General features: G+C 53.2%; 18 protein-coding genes. 1 reads left to right on the top strand and 17 read right to left on the bottom strand.

Annotation, left to right across the window (positions count from 1 at the left end):
* Positions 1-107 precede the first annotated feature (107 nt).
* Positions 108-773 carry a 6-phosphogluconate phosphatase gene (gene yieH / locus ACOQH0_RS23120; RefSeq protein ID WP_089598336.1) on the top strand — a complete coding sequence of 222 codons (666 nt, stop codon included), beginning with the start codon at positions 108-110 and terminating at the stop codon, positions 771-773.
* Positions 774-867: 94 nt separating this feature from the next.
* Here yieH and phoU read toward each other — a convergent pair whose 3' ends face one another.
* From phoU to rsmG, 17 genes are all read right to left on the bottom strand, one after another.
* Positions 868-1,593, bottom strand: a complete 726-nt coding sequence (gene phoU, locus ACOQH0_RS23115; RefSeq protein ID WP_008500182.1) for a phosphate signaling complex protein PhoU — start codon at positions 1,591-1,593, stop codon at positions 868-870.
* Positions 1,594-1,619: 26 nt separating this feature from the next.
* A complete protein-coding gene (pstB, locus tag ACOQH0_RS23110) occupies positions 1,620-2,393 on the bottom strand; it encodes a phosphate ABC transporter ATP-binding protein PstB (protein ID WP_010426574.1) in 774 nt (257 codons plus the stop codon).
* Between the two features lie 47 nt (positions 2,394-2,440).
* Complete coding sequence (gene pstA, locus ACOQH0_RS23105; RefSeq protein ID WP_010426576.1) at positions 2,441-3,331, bottom strand: phosphate ABC transporter permease PstA; 891 nt, start codon at positions 3,329-3,331, stop codon at positions 2,441-2,443.
* Positions 3,331-4,290: a phosphate ABC transporter permease PstC gene (pstC, locus tag ACOQH0_RS23100; RefSeq protein WP_023333924.1), complete on the bottom strand. Its 960-nt coding sequence runs from the start codon at positions 4,288-4,290 to the stop codon at positions 3,331-3,333. Before pstC ends, pstA begins: the two co-directional genes overlap by 1 nt.
* Before the next feature lie 128 nt (positions 4,291-4,418).
* A complete protein-coding gene (gene pstS / locus ACOQH0_RS23095) occupies positions 4,419-5,459 on the bottom strand; it encodes a phosphate ABC transporter substrate-binding protein PstS (RefSeq protein ID WP_010426579.1) in 1,041 nt (346 codons plus the stop codon).
* Between the two features lie 276 nt (positions 5,460-5,735).
* Complete coding sequence (gene glmS, locus ACOQH0_RS23090; protein WP_100167515.1) at positions 5,736-7,565, bottom strand: glutamine--fructose-6-phosphate transaminase (isomerizing); 1,830 nt, start codon at positions 7,563-7,565, stop codon at positions 5,736-5,738.
* Positions 7,566-7,790: 225 nt separating this feature from the next.
* Entirely contained in the window at positions 7,791-9,161 is a 1,371-nt protein-coding gene (gene glmU, locus ACOQH0_RS23085; RefSeq protein WP_421511272.1) for a bifunctional UDP-N-acetylglucosamine diphosphorylase/glucosamine-1-phosphate N-acetyltransferase GlmU, read from the bottom strand.
* 136 nt (positions 9,162-9,297) lie between these two features.
* Entirely contained in the window at positions 9,298-9,717 is a 420-nt protein-coding gene (locus ACOQH0_RS23080) for a F0F1 ATP synthase subunit epsilon (RefSeq protein ID WP_006177560.1), read from the bottom strand.
* 20 nt (positions 9,718-9,737) lie between these two features.
* Positions 9,738-11,120 (bottom strand): F0F1 ATP synthase subunit beta, encoded by a 1,383-nt coding sequence (gene atpD, locus ACOQH0_RS23075; RefSeq protein WP_003862362.1) that lies wholly within the window; start codon positions 11,118-11,120, stop codon positions 9,738-9,740.
* A gap of 26 nt (positions 11,121-11,146) precedes the next feature.
* Positions 11,147-12,010, bottom strand: a complete 864-nt coding sequence (gene atpG, locus ACOQH0_RS23070) for a F0F1 ATP synthase subunit gamma (protein ID WP_010426586.1) — start codon at positions 12,008-12,010, stop codon at positions 11,147-11,149.
* Between the two features lie 51 nt (positions 12,011-12,061).
* Positions 12,062-13,603 (bottom strand): F0F1 ATP synthase subunit alpha, encoded by a 1,542-nt coding sequence (atpA, locus tag ACOQH0_RS23065; protein ID WP_028017764.1) that lies wholly within the window; start codon positions 13,601-13,603, stop codon positions 12,062-12,064.
* A gap of 12 nt (positions 13,604-13,615) precedes the next feature.
* Positions 13,616-14,149, bottom strand: coding sequence for a F0F1 ATP synthase subunit delta (atpH, locus tag ACOQH0_RS23060; protein WP_010426590.1), 534 nt, complete (start codon positions 14,147-14,149; stop codon positions 13,616-13,618).
* A 14-nt stretch (positions 14,150-14,163) separates the two neighbouring features.
* Positions 14,164-14,634: a F0F1 ATP synthase subunit B gene (atpF, locus tag ACOQH0_RS23055; RefSeq protein ID WP_003862370.1), complete on the bottom strand. Its 471-nt coding sequence runs from the start codon at positions 14,632-14,634 to the stop codon at positions 14,164-14,166.
* A gap of 48 nt (positions 14,635-14,682) precedes the next feature.
* On the bottom strand, positions 14,683-14,922 hold the full coding sequence (gene atpE / locus ACOQH0_RS23050) for a F0F1 ATP synthase subunit C (protein WP_000429386.1): 240 nt from the start codon (positions 14,920-14,922) through the stop codon (positions 14,683-14,685).
* 49 nt (positions 14,923-14,971) lie between these two features.
* Positions 14,972-15,787, bottom strand: coding sequence for a F0F1 ATP synthase subunit A (atpB, locus tag ACOQH0_RS23045; RefSeq protein WP_089598340.1), 816 nt, complete (start codon positions 15,785-15,787; stop codon positions 14,972-14,974).
* An 8-nt stretch (positions 15,788-15,795) separates the two neighbouring features.
* Positions 15,796-16,176 carry a F0F1 ATP synthase subunit I gene (gene atpI / locus ACOQH0_RS23040; RefSeq protein ID WP_421511271.1) on the bottom strand — a complete coding sequence of 127 codons (381 nt, stop codon included), beginning with the start codon at positions 16,174-16,176 and terminating at the stop codon, positions 15,796-15,798.
* A gap of 616 nt (positions 16,177-16,792) precedes the next feature.
* Entirely contained in the window at positions 16,793-17,416 is a 624-nt protein-coding gene (gene rsmG, locus ACOQH0_RS23035; RefSeq protein WP_421511270.1) for a 16S rRNA (guanine(527)-N(7))-methyltransferase RsmG, read from the bottom strand.
* Positions 17,417-17,423: the final 7 nt, after the last annotated feature.

The raw sequence follows: 17,423 nt of genomic DNA, 5'->3' as shown, positions 1-17,423 counted from the left end.
TAGTGGCGGTTATGAGATACTTTTTTCATTGATTTTGCTTATACGGCAACGATTGCGTCTCGTTAAACTGCCGTACGTAAACGTTAAACTTGTTAAAAGGGAAAGGCATGTCCGGAATTGAAGCGGTATTTTTCGACTGCGACGGAACGCTGGTCGACAGTGAGGTCATTTGTTCCCGCGCATATGTGGCCATGTTCCAGGAATTTGGCATTACGCTCGATCTCGAAGAGGTGTTCAAACGCTTTAAGGGCGTGAAGCTGTACGAGATCATCGACATCATTAACCAGGAACACGGTGTGGATCTGGCGAAAGCCGATCTGGAACCGGTGTACCGCGCCGAGGTCGCACGCCTGTTCGACTCCGAGCTGGAAGTTATCGCCGGGGCTAACGCGTTGCTGGATGCGATGACGGTGCCAATCTGCGTGGTCTCTAACGGCCCGGTCAGCAAAATGCAGCACTCGCTGGGCAAGCTTGAGATGTTGCACCATTTCCCGGAAAAACTGTTCAGCGGCTACGATATCCAGCGCTGGAAGCCCGACCCGGCGCTGATGTTCCATGCGGCAAAAGCGATGAACGTTAACGTCGAGAACTGCATTCTGGTGGATGATTCGTCTGCGGGTGCACAGTCGGGGATTGATGCGGGCATGGAGGTGTTTTACTTCTGCGCCGATCCGCACAACAAGCCGATCGAGCATCCAAACGTGACAACCTTTACCGATCTGGCGCAGCTGCCGGAACTGTGGAAGGCGCGCGGGTGGGATATTACTCGCTGAGTTTTCCCCTCACCCCGGCCCTCTCCCACAGGGAGAGGGAGAAAACCGAATGGTCCCCTCTCCCTGTGGGAGAGGGTTAGGGTGAGGGTAAAAATCACTCTTTCGGATCTTTACCCGCCAGCAGCTTGTCCAGCTCGTCGCCGCCCACGTGACGGAAGTCCTGACCTTTCACGAAGTAGAAGATGTATTCGCAAATGTTCTGGCAGCGGTCCCCGATACGCTCGATGGAGCGCGCGCAGAACAGGGCAGTCAGTACGCTTGGGATGGTACGTGAATCTTCCATCATGTAGGTCATCAGCTGACGCACGATGCCTTCATACTCCTGGTCGACTTTCTTGTCTTCACGGTAAATACGCACCGCTTCGTCCAGATCCATACGCGCAAAGGCATCCAGCACGTCGTGCAGCATCTGCACGGTGTGGCGGCCCAGCGACTCCAGGCTCACAAGCAGTGGCTGGTGCTGCTGAGAGAACTTCTCCAGCGCGGTGCGGCAGATTTTATCCGCAACGTCACCAATACGCTCCAGCTCGGCGATGGTCTTGATGATCGCCATCACCAGACGCAGATCGCTCGCCGTCGGCTGGCGTTTCGCGATAATGCGCACGCAAGCTTCGTCGATAGCCACTTCCATCATGTTGACGTTTTTGTCGCCTTCAATGACGCGCTTCGCCAGCTCGCTGTCCTGGTTGTGCATCGCCGTAATTGCATCAGAAAGCTGCTGCTCGACCATGCCGCCCATGGTCATCACCTGGGTGCGAATGCTTTCCAGCTCTGCGTTGAACTGGCCGGAAATGTGTTTATTAAGATTGAGGTTGTCCATGGTTTCTCCACATGCACTAAGGCAAATCAACCGTAGCGGCCAGTAATATAATCTTCGGTTTGTTTCTTCGCGGGCCTGGTGAACAGCGCATCCGTATCGCTGAACTCAATCAACTCGCCCAGATACATAAACGCCGTATGATCGGAACAACGCGCAGCCTGTTGCATGTTGTGGGTCACGATAACCACGGTGTAATCCTGCTTCAGCTCGGTGATGAGCTCTTCAATACGGCCGGTTGAGATCGGGTCCAGCGCTGAACACGGCTCATCCAGCAGCAACACTTCCGGGCGAATGGCGATACCGCGCGCAATGCACAGACGCTGCTGCTGACCACCGGAGAGAGAGTAACCGCTCTGGTGCAATTTATCTTTGGTTTCATTCCATAATGCGGCCTTGGTCAACGCCCACTGCACGCGCTCGTCCATATCGGCACGGGAGAGCTTTTCAAACAGGCGCACGCCAAAGGCGATGTTGTCATAAATCGACATCGGGAACGGCGTGGGTTTCTGGAACACCATACCTACTTTGGCACGCAGCAGGGCGATATCCTGGGCCTGGGTCAGAATGTTTTCGCCGTCCAGGATGATTTCACCTTCGGCGCGCTGCTCCGGATAGAGCGAATACATTTTGTTAAAGGTACGCAGCAGCGTGGATTTTCCACAGCCGGATGGACCGATAAATGCCGTGACCTGGTTCTTCGCGATATCCAGGTTAATGTTCTTCAGGGCATGGAATTTGCCGTAGTAGAAGTTCAAATCACGAACCTGAATCTTACCCGGGGCAGTATCAACCATACTCATTGACTCATTTCCTCATTCGGCGCAGCGAGCTGCCGCGCCGTAAAAATTTAACCGTGTTTCTTCTTCGCGAAAATGACGCGCGCCAGAATGTTCAGCAACAGTACGCAAAGGGTAATGATCAGCACCCCGGCCCAGGCCAGCTGCTGCCACTCCGCGAATGGGCTCATCGCAAATTTAAAGATCGTCACCGGCAGGTTGGCGATCGGCTGCATCATGTCCGTGCTCCAGAACTGGTTGGAGAGGGATGTAAACAGCAGTGGCGCCGTTTCACCTGCAATACGCGCAATCGCCAGCAGGATACCGGTCATGATCCCGGAGATAGACGCTTTCAGCGTAATCGCGGAGATCATCTTCCATTTCGGCGTACCCAGCGCGTAAGCCGCTTCACGCAGGCTGTCCGGCACCAGTTTCAGCATGTTCTCGGTGGTACGAATGACGATAGGCACCTGCAGCAGCGCCAGCGCAATCACACCCGCCCAGCCGGAGAAGTGTTCCATCTGCGCCACCACGACGGTGTAGACGAACAGACCCACAACGATAGACGGCGCGGACAGCAGAATGTCGTTGATGAAGCGAATCACTTCCGCCAGCCAGGATTTACGCCCATATTCTGCCAGGTAGATGCCCGCCATGATGCCCAGCGGCGTACCGAAGACCGTCGCCCACAGGATCAGCAGGCCGCTACCCGCCAGGGCGTTCGCCAGACCACCACCCGCCGTGTTTGGCGGAGGCGTCATCTCGGTGAACAGCGCCAGCGACATACCGTCAATTCCACGAACGATCGTCGAGAACAGGATCCAGACCAGCCAGAACAGGCCGAATGCCATCGTCGCCATAGAGAGCGTTAACGCAATCCGGTTTTTTATGCGGCGTTTGGCCTGCATTTTGCGGCGGGACTCCGCCAGTTCAGCGGTAGCTTGCATTTCGAGAGTTGCCATTAGCGTGCTCCCTCATTTTTAGCGAGACGCATAATCATCAGCTTGGAAATCGCCAGAACAATGAAGGTGATAACAAACAGAATCAGCCCCAGCTCCATCAGCGCCGCAACGTGCAGGCCGGATTCCGCTTCCGCAAATTCGTTTGCCAGTGCAGAGGTAATACTGTTGCCCGGCATGTAGAGCGACACGCTGTCGAGCTGGTAGGTGTTACCGATGATAAAGGTGACCGCCATGGTTTCACCCAGCGCACGACCTAAGCCCAGCATCACGCCCCCGATCACCCCATTTTTGGTGAACGGAAGAACAATGCGCCAGATAACTTCCCAGGTGGTGCAGCCGATACCGTAGGCTGACTCTTTCATCATCACCGGGGTCTGTTCGAAGACATCGCGCATAACCGCCGCAATGTAAGGAATAATCATGATGGCGAGGATCACACCCGCTGCCAGAATACCGATACCGAATGCCGGGCCTGAGAACAGAGCCCCCACAAACGGAATGGCGGAAAGCACGTTACCGACCGGCTCCTGGAAGTACGTTGCGAACAGCGGAGCAAAGATGAACAGACCCCACATGCCGTAAACGATACTTGGAATGGCCGCCAGCAGTTCGATAGCAATACCGAGCGGGCGTCGCAGCCAGCCAGGCGCCAGCTCCGTCAGGAACAGGGCAATACCAAAGCTCACCGGAACCGCAATCAGCAGGGCGATGAACGAGGTCACCAGCGTGCCGTAAATTGGCACCAGGGCTCCGTAGATATCGTTCGGCGCGTCCCACTCTTTAGTCCACAGGAAGGAGAACCCAAATTTCTGGATGCTCGGCCAGGAGGAGAAAATCAGAGACACGATAATGCCGCCCAGCAGCAATAGCACAATCAGCGCAGCCAGTTTGACCAGCGCGCTGAAAATCATGTCACCTTTTTTACCCGGAGGGTTAAATGCAGGCTTGGTTGCAGCCATAAATCACTCTTCTGTTTGAGACGTTTTTACGAATATGCCCGGTGGCGTTGACGCTTACCGGGCCTACAGATTAAACCGTAGGGCGGGTAAGCGCAGCGCCACCCGCCATCTTCGTTAAATATATCCTGTTAGTACAGCGCTTTACCGCTGCTGTCTTTCACGTTGGTTTTCCATGCAGCACGAATCTGCTCAACCACGCTGTCTGGCAGGCTGGCGTAATCCAGGTCGTTAGCCTGTTTGCCACCATTTTTGTATGCCCAGTCGAAGAACTTCAGCACTTCAGTACCCTGCTCTGGTTTCTTCTGATCTTTGTGAATCAGAATGAACGTCGTAGAGGTGATTGGCCACGCGTCGTCGCCTTTCTGGTTAGTCAGGTCCTGCGCGAAGGATTTGCTCCAGTCAGCGCCTTTTGCGGCGTTAGCAAAGTTCTCTTCGGTCGGGCTAACCGGTTTACCGTCAGCTGAAACCAGTTTGGTGTAAGCCAGGTTGTTCTGCTTAGCGTAAGCGTATTCTACGTAACCGATGGAGCCTGGCAGACGCTGTACGAACGCGGCGATACCGTCGTTACCTTTACCGCCCAGACCGGTTGGCCAGTTAACGGTAGAGCCGGAGCCGACTTTAGATTTCCACTCTTCGTTCACTTTCGCCAGATAGCTGGTGAAGACGAAGGAGGTACCGGAACCGTCAGCACGACGAACCACAGCGATATTCTGCGAAGGCAGCTTAACGCCCGGGTTCAGTTTGGTGATGGCTTCGTCATCCCATTTTTTGATTTTACCCAGGTAGATGTCACCCAGGGTTTTGCCGTCCAGCACCAGCTCGCCTGACTTCAGGCCAGGGATGTTAACGGCCAGCACAACGCCGCCGATCACGGTCGGGAACTGGAACAGGCCTTCCTGATTCAGTTTTTCATCAGACAGTGGGGCATCTGATGCGCCGAAATCTACGGTATTAGCGGTAATTTGTTTTACGCCACCGGAGGAGCCGATACCCTGATAGTTAACCTTGTTACCGGTTTCTTTCTGGTAGGTATCAGCCCATTTGGCATACACCGGCGCAGGGAAGGTTGCACCAGCACCAGTCAGGCTTGCTGCTGCGAATGCAGAGAAAGCGCTCATCGATAAGGTCGCGGCGACAACAGTTGCGACAGTGGTACGCATAACTTTCATAATGTCTCCTGCAAGGATTTCGTAAATCATTGTTTAAGTGGCTACGATGAGCAAAATAGGACAAACAGGTGACAGATAAATGTACGAATTATGACAGTTTTATGACAACGAAAATTTCACTTAAAATAACGTAAAACTTTATATGTTTATCATGAACTTAAAGAGGAATGTGACAACCTGTTTTCAGTAATATTTTCTTTATGTGACACTGAAAAAATAGCTGAAAATGACAGATTGTCATAAAAAAACTCCACCCGAAGGTGGAGTCTGAAGGGATTATTCTACGGTGACGGATTTCGCCAGGTTACGCGGCTGGTCAACGTCGGTGCCTTTGATCAGCGCCACGTGATAGGCCAGAAGCTGCAGCGGAACGGTGTAGAAGATCGGTGCAATCACCTCTTCAACGTGCGGCATCTCGATGATGTGCATGTTGTCACTGCTGGCGAAACCGGCATCTTTATCAGCGAAGACGTACAGGACACCGCCGCGGGCGCGCACTTCTTCGATGTTGGACTTCAGTTTTTCCAGCAGTTCGTTGTTAGGTGCCACAACGATGACCGGCATATCTGCATCGATCAGCGCCAGCGGGCCGTGTTTCAGCTCGCCTGCCGCATAGGCTTCAGCGTGGATGTAAGAGATCTCTTTCAGCTTCAGCGCGCCTTCCAGCGCAATCGGATACTGATCGCCACGACCCAGGAACAGGGCGTGATGTTTGTCAGAGAAGTCTTCAGCCAGCGCTTCAATGCGTTTGTCCTGAGACAGCATCTGCTCAATACGGCTCGGCAGCGCCTGCAGGCCGTGAACGATGTCGTGCTCAACGGAAGCATCTTCGCCTTTCAGACGCGCCAGTTTCGCCACCAGCATCAGCAGAACGGTCAGCTGAGTGGTAAAGGCTTTCGTGGAGGCCACGCCGATTTCGGTACCCGCTTTGGTCATCAGCGCCAGATCGGACTCACGCACCAGCGATGAGCCTGGGACGTTACAGATGGCCAGCGAACCCAGGTAACCGAGCTCTTTAGACAGACGCAGCGCTGCCAGCGTGTCTGCCGTTTCGCCGGACTGGGAAAGGGTGATCATCAGGCTGTTACGGCGTACCGCGGATTTGCGATAGCGGAATTCAGACGCGATTTCCACGTCGCACGGCACGCCCGCCAGGGATTCAAACCAGTAGCGAGAGACCATACCGGAGTTGTAGGAGGTGCCGCAGGCCACGATCTGAATATGCTCGACCTTGCCGAGCAGTTCGTTGGCGTTTGCGCCCAGCTCGCTCAGATCCACTTCACCGTGGCTAATGCGCCCGGTAAGGGTGTTTTTGATGGCGTTTGGCTGCTCGTAGATCTCTTTTTGCATGTAGTGACGGTACGCGCCTTTGTCGCCCGCGTCGTACTGCAGGTTAGATTCGATCTCCTGGCGTTTTACCTGCTCGCCTTTGGTATCGAATACGGTCACGCTGCGACGGGTCACTTCCGCGATATCCCCCTCTTCCAGGAAGATAAAGCGACGGGTAACCGGCAGGAGCGCCAGCTGGTCTGAAGCGATGAAGTTTTCCCCCATGCCAAGACCGATAACCATCGGGCTACCGGAACGCGCGGCCAGCAGCGTAGACGGGTCGCGGGAATCCATGATCACGGTACCGTAGGCACCGCGCAGCTGAGGAATGGCGCGCAGTACCGCTTCACGCAGCGTGCCGCCCTGCTCCAGCTCCCAGTGCACCAGGTGAGCAATCACTTCGGTGTCAGTTTCAGAGACGAAGGTGTAGCCGCGCGCTTTCAGTTCTTCGCGCAGCGGTTCGTGGTTTTCGATAATGCCGTTGTGTACGACCACGATGTGTTCAGACACATGCGGGTGCGCGTTACCTTCAGACGGTTCGCCGTGCGTCGCCCAGCGGGTATGCGCAATACCGGTACCACCGTGCAGCGGGTGTTCTTCCGCGGCCTGGGCCAGCATCTGCACCTTACCGAGACGGCGCAGACGGGTCATATGACCTTCTGCATCAACGACAGCCAAACCGGCAGAGTCGTAGCCACGGTATTCCAGACGACGTAAACCTTCGAGAAGGATTTCAGCAATATCACGCTGCGCAACTGCGCCAACAATTCCACACATAGTTTTAGATTCCGAATTTAGGCATGATGCCTGCGTTGTCGCTGACCTGTATTTACCCTTTCCGGGCGCCCCGAGCCTTGTAGAGAGTGGGGTTATTTTTATGGGTACTGCTTGTGGGGGGAGATATATATTTATCTCCTCACCCGGGTTTGCCTGATGACGGCTACGCCTTATCAGGCCTACTCAATCGTAGGGCGGGTAAGCGTAGCGCCACCCGCCTTGTTGTTACTTTTGCTTCACCGGGCGTTTCCAGCCCTGCTTGTTGACCTGCGGAACGCGGCTTAACACCAGCTCGTTCGCGGCCACATCGCGGGTAACGGTTGTTCCAGCTGCAATGGTCACGCCGTTACCCACGGTAACAGGTGCCACCAGCTGCGTATCGGAGCCAACGAACACGTCATCACCGATGATGGTTTTAAACTTGTTGGCACCGTCATAGTTGCAGGTAATGGTTCCCGCGCCGATGTTCACGTTGTCGCCAATTTCCGCATCGCCCAGATAGGTCAGATGACCGGCTTTCGAGCCTTTACCCAGACGCGCTTTTTTCATTTCCACGAAGTTGCCTACGTGAGCGCCTTCCAGCAGTTCGGCACCCGGGCGCAAGCGTGCAAACGGGCCGATAGTACAAGCCACATCCAGACGGGCATCTTCCACCACGCTGTACGGGCTAATTTCGCAGTCGTCACCGATAACGCTGTTTTTAATCACGCAGCCGGTGCCAATTTTGACGCGGTTGCCCAGCGTGACGTTGCCTTCAACGATAACGTTAGTATCAATCTCAACGTCACGCCCGTGCGACAGGGTACCGCGCAGATCGAAACGTGCCGGATCGCGAAGCATCACACCCGCAAGAAGTAGCTTTTCGGCCTGCTCGGACTGATAAATACGCTCAAGACGGGAAAGCTGGAGACGGTTGTTCACGCCGTCCGTTTCGCTGATACGCGCCGGATGAACGGCAGCAATTTCACGCCCTTCGTGATACGCTATCGCAATGATATCGGTGATGTAGTATTCACCCTGCGCATTATTGTTGTTGAGCTGAGACAGCCAGCGTTTCATATCCGCGCCGTTGGCAATCAGGATACCGGTGTTAATTTCCGGGATCTGGCGCTGTTCTTCGCTGGCATCTTTGTGTTCTACGATGCCGGTCACCTTGCCGTTTTCGCGGGTGATGCGGCCATAGCCGCTCGGGTCGTCCAGTACGACGGTGAGAAGGCCAATCCCGCCCTGGGGTTTAGCTTCACGCAGGCGGGTCAGGGTTTCAACGGAGATCAGCGGGACATCGCCGTACAGCATCAGAATGTCTTCATCATCGGCAAAGAACGGGGCCGCCTGCTGCATCGCATGGCCAGTTCCCAGCTGTTCAGCCTGAAGCACCCAGTTGAGCTTGTCGTCACACAGCGTCTTTTTCAGTAAATCGCCACCGTGGCCGTAGACCAGGTTTACCTGACGAGCGCCCAATTCATTTGCTGCATCAATGACATGCTGCACCATTGGCTTTCCTGCCAACGTGTGAAGCACTTTAGGCAGATCGGAATACATGCGGGTACCTTTGCCAGCGGCAAGGATCACCACGCTCATCGCACTGTTTGACATACGCATCCTGACGGTAGTTTGAGTGAGAAGTAAAAACGTTTGATGCTTAAAATTCTACATCTTTTTCATCATGAATTAAGGCAAAAAAAAAGCCAGCCTGGTATCCAGACTGGCTTTTGAGCTTTTCAAGCCGGTGTTACATCGCTTTTTTGGTCAACTCGATAACGCGCAGTTTCGCGATCGCTTTGGCCAGCTCCGCAGACGCCTGAGCGTAATCCACGTCACCATGAGAGCTGCTAATGTGCTCTTCAGCCTTACGCTTCGATTCCAGGGCTCGCGCTTCGTCGAGATCTTGGCCACGAATAGCGGTATCGGCCAGAACGGTCACACTGCCAGGCTGCACTTCAAGAATGCCGCCGGACAGATAGATAAACTCTTCATGACCGAACTGTTTAACGATGCGGATCATACCAGGCTTAATGGCGGTGAGCAGCGGTGCGTGACCCGGGAAAATACCCAGTTCACCTTCACTACCCGTTACCTGGATTTTCTCGACCAGACCAGAGAACATTTGTTGCTCTGCGCTGACGACGTCCAGGTGGTAAGTCATTGCCATATCACCCTCCGATTAAGGCGTTAAAGTTTTTTGGCTTTTTCCACGGCTTCTTCGATGGAACCAACCATGTAGAACGCCTGCTCTGGCAGGTGATCGTATTCGCCTTCCATGATGCCTTTAAAGCCACGGATGGTGTCTTTCAGGGAAACGTATTTACCCGGAGAACCGGTGAATACTTCCGCAACGAAGAACGGCTGGGACAGGAAGCGCTGGATCTTACGCGCACGTGCTACCACCAGTTTGTCTTCTTCAGACAGTTCATCCATACCCAGGATGGCGATGATGTCTTTCAGTTCCTGGTAACGCTGCAGCAGGGACTGTACGCCACGCGCGGTGTCGTAGTGTTCCTGACCAACAACCAGTGGATCCAGCTGACGGCTGGTGGAGTCCAGCGGGTCAACGGCTGGGTAGATACCCAGAGACGCGATCTGACGGCTCAGTACCACGGTTGCATCTAAGTGCGCAAAGGTGGTTGCTGGAGATGGGTCAGTCAAGTCATCCGCAGGTACGTATACCGCCTGAACGGAGGTGATAGAACCGGTTTTAGTAGAGGTGATACGTTCCTGAAGAACACCCATCTCTTCCGCCAGCGTTGGCTGATAACCTACCGCTGAAGGCATACGACCCAGCAGTGCAGATACTTCGGTACCGGCCAGGGTGTAACGGTAGATGTTATCAACGAACAGCAGAACATCACGGCCTTCGTCACGGAACTTCTCAGCCATAGTCAGACCGGTCAGCGCAACGCGCAGACGGTTTCCTGGTGGCTCGTTCATCTGGCCGTAAACCAGGGAAACTTTGTCCAGAACGTTGGAGTCGGTCATTTCGTGGTAGAAGTCGTTACCCTCACGAGTACGCTCACCCACGCCCGCAAACACAGAGTAACCGGAGTGCTCGATCGCGATGTTACGGATCAGCTCCATCATGTTTACAGTTTTACCTACACCCGCACCACCGAACAGACCGACTTTACCGCCCTTTGCGAACGGACACATCAGGTCGATAACTTTGATACCGGTTTCCAGCAGTTCCTGAGAGCTTGACAGCTCTTCGTAGGAAGGTGCTGCGCGGTGGATAGCCCAACGCTCTTCTTCACCGATGTCGCCTTTCATGTCGATTGGTTGACCCAATACGTTCATGATACGACCCAGTGTTGCTTTACCTACCGGGACTTCGATCGGGTGCTCAAGGTCTTTGACTTCCAGACCACGACGCAGACCGTCGGAAGAACCCATTGCGATGGTACGCACGATACCACCACCGAGCTGCTGCTGAACTTCCAGCACCAGGCTCTCGTTACCATTCTGTACCTCAAGAGCATCGTACACGCGCGGTACGGCATCCTGAGGGAACTCGACGTCAACCACGGCGCCGATTACCTGGACAATTTTTCCAGTAGCCATCTTGAATCCTCTACGAATTAACCTGGTTATACCGCGGATGCACCACCGACGATCTCGGTGAGTTCCTGAGTAATGCTGGCCTGACGAGCTTTGTTGTATACCAACTGCAGCTCTTTAATCAGGCTGCCGCCATTGTCGGTCGCGGCTTTCATCGCCACCATACGTGCGGCCTGCTCGCTGGCCAGGTTTTCTACAACACCCTGATAAACCTGTGATTCAACGTAACGACGCAGCAGGGTATCCAGCAGCGGTTTCGGATCAGGTTCATACAGGTAATCCCAGGCTTTTTGCTTCAGCTCGTCATCTTCTGATGCCGGTAAAGGCAACATTTGAGTGAGCGTTGGAACCTGAGACATCGTGTTAATAAATTTGTTGCTGACAACATACAGTCTGTCCAGACGACCTTCATCGTAGGCCTGCAACATCACTTTAACCGGACCGATCAGTTCGGACAGGGACGGGTTATCACCCATACCGGTCACCTGAGCGACAATGTTGCCACCCACGGAGTTAAAGAAAGAAACGCCCTTAGAGCCGATCATTGCGATATCGCACTGAACGCCTTTCTCGGACCATGCTTTCATATCCGCCAGCAGTTTTTTGAACAGGTTAATGTTCAAGCCGCCGCACAGACCACGGTCGGTCGACACCACCAGGTAGCCCACGCGCTTAACGTCGCGTTCTTCCAGGTAAGGGTGCTTATATTCCAGATTACCGTTCGCAAGGTGACCAATCACTTTGCGCATGGTATCTGCATAAGGACGGCTGGCCGCCATGCGATCCTGCGATTTACGCATTTTGGAAGCGGCGACCATCTCCATCGCTTTAGTGATCTTTTGCGTGTTCTGGACGCTTGCGATCTTACTACGTATCTCTTTTGCGCCGGCCATGAGCTTCTCCTCAATGCCAGGCGGCTTGTCGTGAGACAAGCCGCCGGACGATTACCAGGACTGGGTTGCTTTGAAGGAATCGAGGATAGCTTTCAGCTTGCCTTCGATTTCGTCGTTATAGCCACCGGTCTGGTTGATCTCTTGCATCAGCGGAGCGTGATCACGGTCGACGTAAGCCAGCAGCGCGGCTTCGAAGCTACCGATTTTCGCCAGTTCCACATCTTCGAGGTAACCGCGTTCAGCCGCGAACAGCACCAGGCCCTGCTGAGCAACAGACATTGGCGCGTACTGTTTCTGCTTCAGCAGCTCGGTCACTTTCTGACCGTGGCTCAGCTGTTTACGGGTTGCTTCGTCCAGATCGGATGCGAACTGAGAGAACGCAGCCAGTTCACGATACTGTGCCAGCGCGGTACGGATACCACCGGACAGTTTCTTGATGATCTTGGTCTGAGCAGCACCACCAACACGGGATACGGAGATACCCGGGTTAACCGCCGGACGAATACCGGAGTTAAACAGGTTGGTTTCCAGGAAGATCTGACCATCGGTAATGGAGATTACGTTGGTCGGAACGAACGCAGAAACGTCACCCGCCTGGGTTTCAATGATTGGCAGAGCAGTCAGAGAACCGGTTTTGCCCTTCACTTCACCTTTGGTGAAGTTCTCGACGTATTCCGCGTTAACGCGGGATGCACGCTCCAGCAGACGAGAGTGGAGGTAGAATACGTCGCCCGGGAATGCTTCACGTCCAGGTGGACGACGGAGCAGCAGGGAAACCTGACGATAAGCAACAGCCTGTTTAGACAGGTCATCGTATACGATCAGCGCATCTTCACCGCGGTCACGGAAGTATTCGCCCATTGCGCAACCGGCGTATGGCGCCAGGTATTGCAGTGCAGCAGATTCAGAAGCGGTCGCCACAACAACGATGGTGTTAGCCAGCGCGCCGTGCTCTTCCAGTTTACGAACCACGTTGGAAATGGTGGACGCTTTCTGGCCGATAGCCACGTACACACATTTGATGCCGGAGTCACGCTGGTTGATGATGGCGTCGATTGCCATCGCGGTTTTACCGGTCTGACGGTCACCGATGATCAGTTCACGCTGGCCACGACCGATTGGGATCATGGCATCAACGGACTTATAACCAGTCTGCACTGGCTGATCAACGGACTGACGGTCGATAACGCCCGGTGCGATAACTTCGATTGGGGAGAAGCCATCATGCTCAACCGGACCTTTACCGTCGATTGGCGCACCCAGGGTGTTAACGACGCGACCCAGCAGGCCACGGCCAACCGGCACTTCCAGAATACGGCCAGTACACTTAACCTTCATGCCTTCGGCGAGGTCAGCGTATGGACCCATCACAACTGCACCTACGGAGTCGCGCTCCAGGTTCAGTGCGATAGCGTAACGGTTACCCGGCAGGGAAATCATCTCACCCTGCATACAATCGGCCAGGCCGTGGATGCGGATAACACCGTCACTTACAGAAACAATAGTACCTTCGTTATGAGCTTCACTCACAACATTGAACTGAGCAATGCGCTGCTTGATCAGTTCGCTGATTTCGGTGGAATTCAGTTGCATGCTCCAGTCCCCTTAAGACTGCAAGACGTCTGCAAGGCGTTCAAGACGGCCGCGTACGCTGCCATCAATGACCATATCACCCGAGCGGATGATTACGCCTGCCATTACAGACTTATCGATTTTGCAATTCAGCTTAACTTTGCGTGACAGACGTTTTTCCATCGCGGCGGTGATTTTCGCAAGCTGTTCGGTACTGAGTTCAGTAGCAGAAGTCACTTCGACTTCGGCAGTCGCTTCACTCAGCGCACGTAAGTGCTCAAACTGCTCGAGAACATCCGGGAGCACACGGAGACGACCATTTTCAGCCATAACCTTAATCAGGTTCTGGCCATTGGCATCCAGTTGCTCTCCGCACACGGCGATAAACGACGCGGCGAGGGTATCAGGCGCTAATGCACCAGACAGCAACTCGGCCATTTGTTCGTTTTTCGTCACCTCAGCGGCAAACGCCAGCATATCCTGCCAGCGATCGACATTTTGGTGTTCGACAGCAAAGTCAAAAGCTGCTTTGGCGTAGGGGCGAGCTACCGTAACAAATTCAGACATCAGCCCCTCCCTCCTTACAGTTCAGCGACAAGTTTGTCCACGATGTCGCTGTTAGCAGCTTCATCCACGGAACGTTCGATGATCTTCTCGGCGCCAGCAACAGCCAGAATCGCAACCTGCTTACGCAGTTCTTCACGAGCACGTTTACGCTCAGCTTCAATTTCAGCCTGAGCCTGTGTCACGATCTTAGTACGTTCCTGTTCTGCTTCAGCTTTGGCTTCGTCCAGGATCTGAGAACGGCGTTTGTTAGCCTGTTCAATGATTACCTGAGCTTCAGCTTTCGCTTTTTTCAGCTGGTCTGTCGCGTTGGCCTGTGCAAGGTCCAAATCTTTCTTAGCGCGTTCTGCGGAAGCCAGACCGTCAGCAATTTCTTTCTGACGTTTTTCGATGGCAGCCATTAAAGGCGGCCATACATACTTCATGCAGAACCAGACAAAGAGAATAAACGCGATGGCCTGGCCGAGGATTGTTGCGTTCATGTTCACAGCACAATACCTCTTTAATTTCTGTGGCTTGGGGTTTTAAAACTACTACTACGCGACAGCAAACATCACGTACAGACCCAGACCTACAGCGATCATTGGGATTGCATCCACCAGACCCATAACGATAAAGAACTGAGTACGCAGCAGAGGAATCAGATCAGGTTGACGCGCTGCGCCTTCCAGGAATTTGCCCCCGAGGATGCCGATACCGATCGCAGCACCGATAGCCGCCAGACCCATCATCACAGCGGCAGCCATGTACAGCAGATCCATATTCAGGTTTTCCATGACAGTCTCCAGTTTGTTTCAATTAAAACGTAGTAGTGTTGGTAAAAAATCAGTGCTCTTCAGACGCCATCGACAGATAGACGATCGTCAGAACCATGAAGATAAAGGCTTGCAGCGTAATGATCAGGATGTGGAAAATGGCCCATGGCACATTCAGAATCCACTGTGACCACCACGGCAGAAGACCCGCGATCAGAATGAAAATCAGCTCACCCGCATACATGTTGCCGAACAGTCGCAGACCCAGTGAAACAGGTTTGGACAGCAGGCTAACGCCTTCCAGGATCAGGTTGACCGGAATAAACGCCCAGTGGTTGAACGGCTGCAAGGTAAGCTCTTTCACAAAGCCGCTTACGCCTTTCATTTTGATGCTGTAGAAAAGAATCAGGATAAACACGCCCAGTGCCATCGACAGGGTGATGTTCACGTCCGCAGACGGTACAACACGCAGCGCAGGCAGGCCGAAGATGTGCTCGCCGATGAACGGCAGCAGGTCAATTGGCAGCAGGTCCATCAGGTTCATCAGGAAGACCCAAACGAACACGGTCAGGGCCAGCGGAGCAATCAGCTTGCTCTTGCCATGGTACATGTCTTTCACGCTGCCATGGACGAAGCCGATGATCATTTCGACGAAGGTCTGGAATTTCCCTGGTACACCGCTGGTCGCTCGTTTAGCAACACCGCGGAACATGGCCAGGAACAGAAGACCCAAAACCACCGAGAAGAACATGGAGTCGATGTTGATCGTCCAGAAGGTGGCCGGGGGGTTATGTGGATCCACCAGCGAGAATGTACGCAAGTCCATCTGAAGGTTGCTCAGATGGTGACTTATGTAATCCTGCGGCGTCATATTTTCTGAAGCCATGATGCCTTTTACCCTTTGTTATTGATTACAGCTGGAGCCAGAACTTGTACCACCAGCACCAAAACCCACGTTGCTATCAGCGGCATGAATACCACTTTAAAAACCGCCAGCGCCATCACCAGTAGAGCAAAGGTCAGCAACACCTTACACACTTCGCCGAGGGCGAAGGACCAGGCCACGCGGCCTTTGGCGGGTGTATGCGCCTGATGACGCCAGGCAAAAATCATAAACAACACGTTTGGCAGAACCACCGCCAAACCCCCGCACACGGCGGAGATGCCCCAGAAGGGGTCTTTGAGGCTAAACAGCAGTCCACTTGCTATCACAGCCAGAAACTGAATGAACAGAAGCTTACGAGCAACGTTTCTACTCAAGAGCGACACAGACATCACGTTTTTACTCCTGCTCCCTTCGAGGTATGCCGCGTGTCGTATAAAACGTCCTTTAAGGCTCAGAGTCAAGCATCAAAAAGCGGTCAAATTATACGGTGCGCACCCGTGATTTCAAACATTAAGTAGCGAAAAGGTGAATAAATGTTTAAATATTTTTCCCCGCCGCTGTTTTTCAACTTTTGGCGTCCGCGTTGACCTTCAGGCAAAACTGCAAACAGCGCGAAAACGTTGGCGAGAAAGCGTGCACGAGATCACAAAATGCACATTTACGATAAGGTTGTATTTATCAAAGACGTAAATCTGGTTATTTCATCCTTATGAAATTAAAGACAAAATATCGCAACTATTTTCAAAACAACCCTGTATACAACAAAAACCTTTTATTGACATTCTTAATAAAAATTTAACATTGTTTTCTTGTTGCCGCTTTTCACTTTTAGCAGGCTGATATTTTCGCAGTTGATTATCTTAACGGTGAACAATAACCGCAACGTTAACTACAAGAAAACCCATGGTAACAACAAGGTTAAATTTAGCTCAGAATAATCCCCGGAAATGCGCTGCTTTTTAACACAACAAGAACAGCACAAATTCCCAATTTTTTATTTAATTTTTAAAAATTGTTTGGCTTAAGAATCACCAGATGACGCTCACCTTCAAGGTGTGGGACCTGTAATTTTTCAATTGATTCCACGGCAAAACCTTCCGGGAGCTGCTCAATTTCGTCCTCAGGGACGAGTCCTTTCAGGGCATAAAAACGCCCTTCCTTCGCAGGCAGATGCTTGCACCAGCTCACCATATCGTTGAGCGAGGCAAATGCACGGCTAATCACCCCATCAAACGGTGGCTCTGCCGGGAACGCTTCTACCCTGCTCTGGACGGGAGCGATGTTTTCAAGCTTCAGCTCGTGCTGAACCTGGCGCAAGAAGCGAATACGTTTTCCGAGGCTGTCCAGCAGTGTGAAATGGCTCTCAGGACGAACAATCGACAGCGGAACGCCCGGTAAACCAGGTCCTGTACCCACGTCGATAAAGCGCTCCCCCTTCAGATACGGCGCCACCACGATGCTATCGAGAATATGGCGTATCAGCATCTCGTTGGGATCGCGCACTGACGTCAGGTTGTACGCTTTGTTCCATTTGTTCAGCATATCGACATAGGCCACCAGCTGGTTTTTCTGGTGATCGGTGAGCGAAATACCTGCTTCATCCAGCAGACGAGAGAGTTTATTGAGCACGGTGGGT

Source organism: Enterobacter sp. JS8-1 (assembly GCF_049187015.1).
Classification (GTDB): Bacteria; Pseudomonadota; Gammaproteobacteria; order Enterobacterales; family Enterobacteriaceae; genus Enterobacter; species Enterobacter mori.
This window is presented reverse-complemented; position numbering and strand designations above follow the sequence as displayed.

What these genes read in the sequence shown, in the direction of transcription:
- atpA (WP_028017764.1), bottom strand. Translation starts at nt 13,603, where the DNA reads ATGCAACTGAATTCCACCGAAATCAGCGAACTGATCAAGCAGCGCATT.
- yieH (WP_089598336.1), top strand. Translation starts at nt 108, where the DNA reads ATGTCCGGAATTGAAGCGGTATTTTTCGACTGCGACGGAACGCTGGTC.
- atpI (WP_421511271.1), bottom strand. Translation starts at nt 16,176, where the DNA reads ATGTCTGTGTCGCTCTTGAGTAGAAACGTTGCTCGTAAGCTTCTGTTC.
- pstS (WP_010426579.1), bottom strand. Translation starts at nt 5,459, where the DNA reads ATGAAAGTTATGCGTACCACTGTCGCAACTGTTGTCGCCGCGACCTTA.
- atpH (WP_010426590.1), bottom strand. Translation starts at nt 14,149, where the DNA reads ATGTCTGAATTTGTTACGGTAGCTCGCCCCTACGCCAAAGCAGCTTTT.
- atpG (WP_010426586.1), bottom strand. Translation starts at nt 12,010, where the DNA reads ATGGCCGGCGCAAAAGAGATACGTAGTAAGATCGCAAGCGTCCAGAAC.
- atpE (WP_000429386.1), bottom strand. Translation starts at nt 14,922, where the DNA reads ATGGAAAACCTGAATATGGATCTGCTGTACATGGCTGCCGCTGTGATG.
- glmS (WP_100167515.1), bottom strand. Translation starts at nt 7,565, where the DNA reads ATGTGTGGAATTGTTGGCGCAGTTGCGCAGCGTGATATTGCTGAAATC.
- glmU (WP_421511272.1), bottom strand. Translation starts at nt 9,161, where the DNA reads ATGTCAAACAGTGCGATGAGCGTGGTGATCCTTGCCGCTGGCAAAGGT.
- phoU (WP_008500182.1), bottom strand. Translation starts at nt 1,593, where the DNA reads ATGGACAACCTCAATCTTAATAAACACATTTCCGGCCAGTTCAACGCA.
- pstB (WP_010426574.1), bottom strand. Translation starts at nt 2,393, where the DNA reads ATGAGTATGGTTGATACTGCCCCGGGTAAGATTCAGGTTCGTGATTTG.
- atpD (WP_003862362.1), bottom strand. Translation starts at nt 11,120, where the DNA reads ATGGCTACTGGAAAAATTGTCCAGGTAATCGGCGCCGTGGTTGACGTC.
- atpB (WP_089598340.1), bottom strand. Translation starts at nt 15,787, where the DNA reads ATGGCTTCAGAAAATATGACGCCGCAGGATTACATAAGTCACCATCTG.
- pstA (WP_010426576.1), bottom strand. Translation starts at nt 3,331, where the DNA reads ATGGCAACTCTCGAAATGCAAGCTACCGCTGAACTGGCGGAGTCCCGC.
- ACOQH0_RS23080 (WP_006177560.1), bottom strand. Translation starts at nt 9,717, where the DNA reads ATGGCAATGACTTACCACCTGGACGTCGTCAGCGCAGAGCAACAAATG.
- pstC (WP_023333924.1), bottom strand. Translation starts at nt 4,290, where the DNA reads ATGGCTGCAACCAAGCCTGCATTTAACCCTCCGGGTAAAAAAGGTGAC.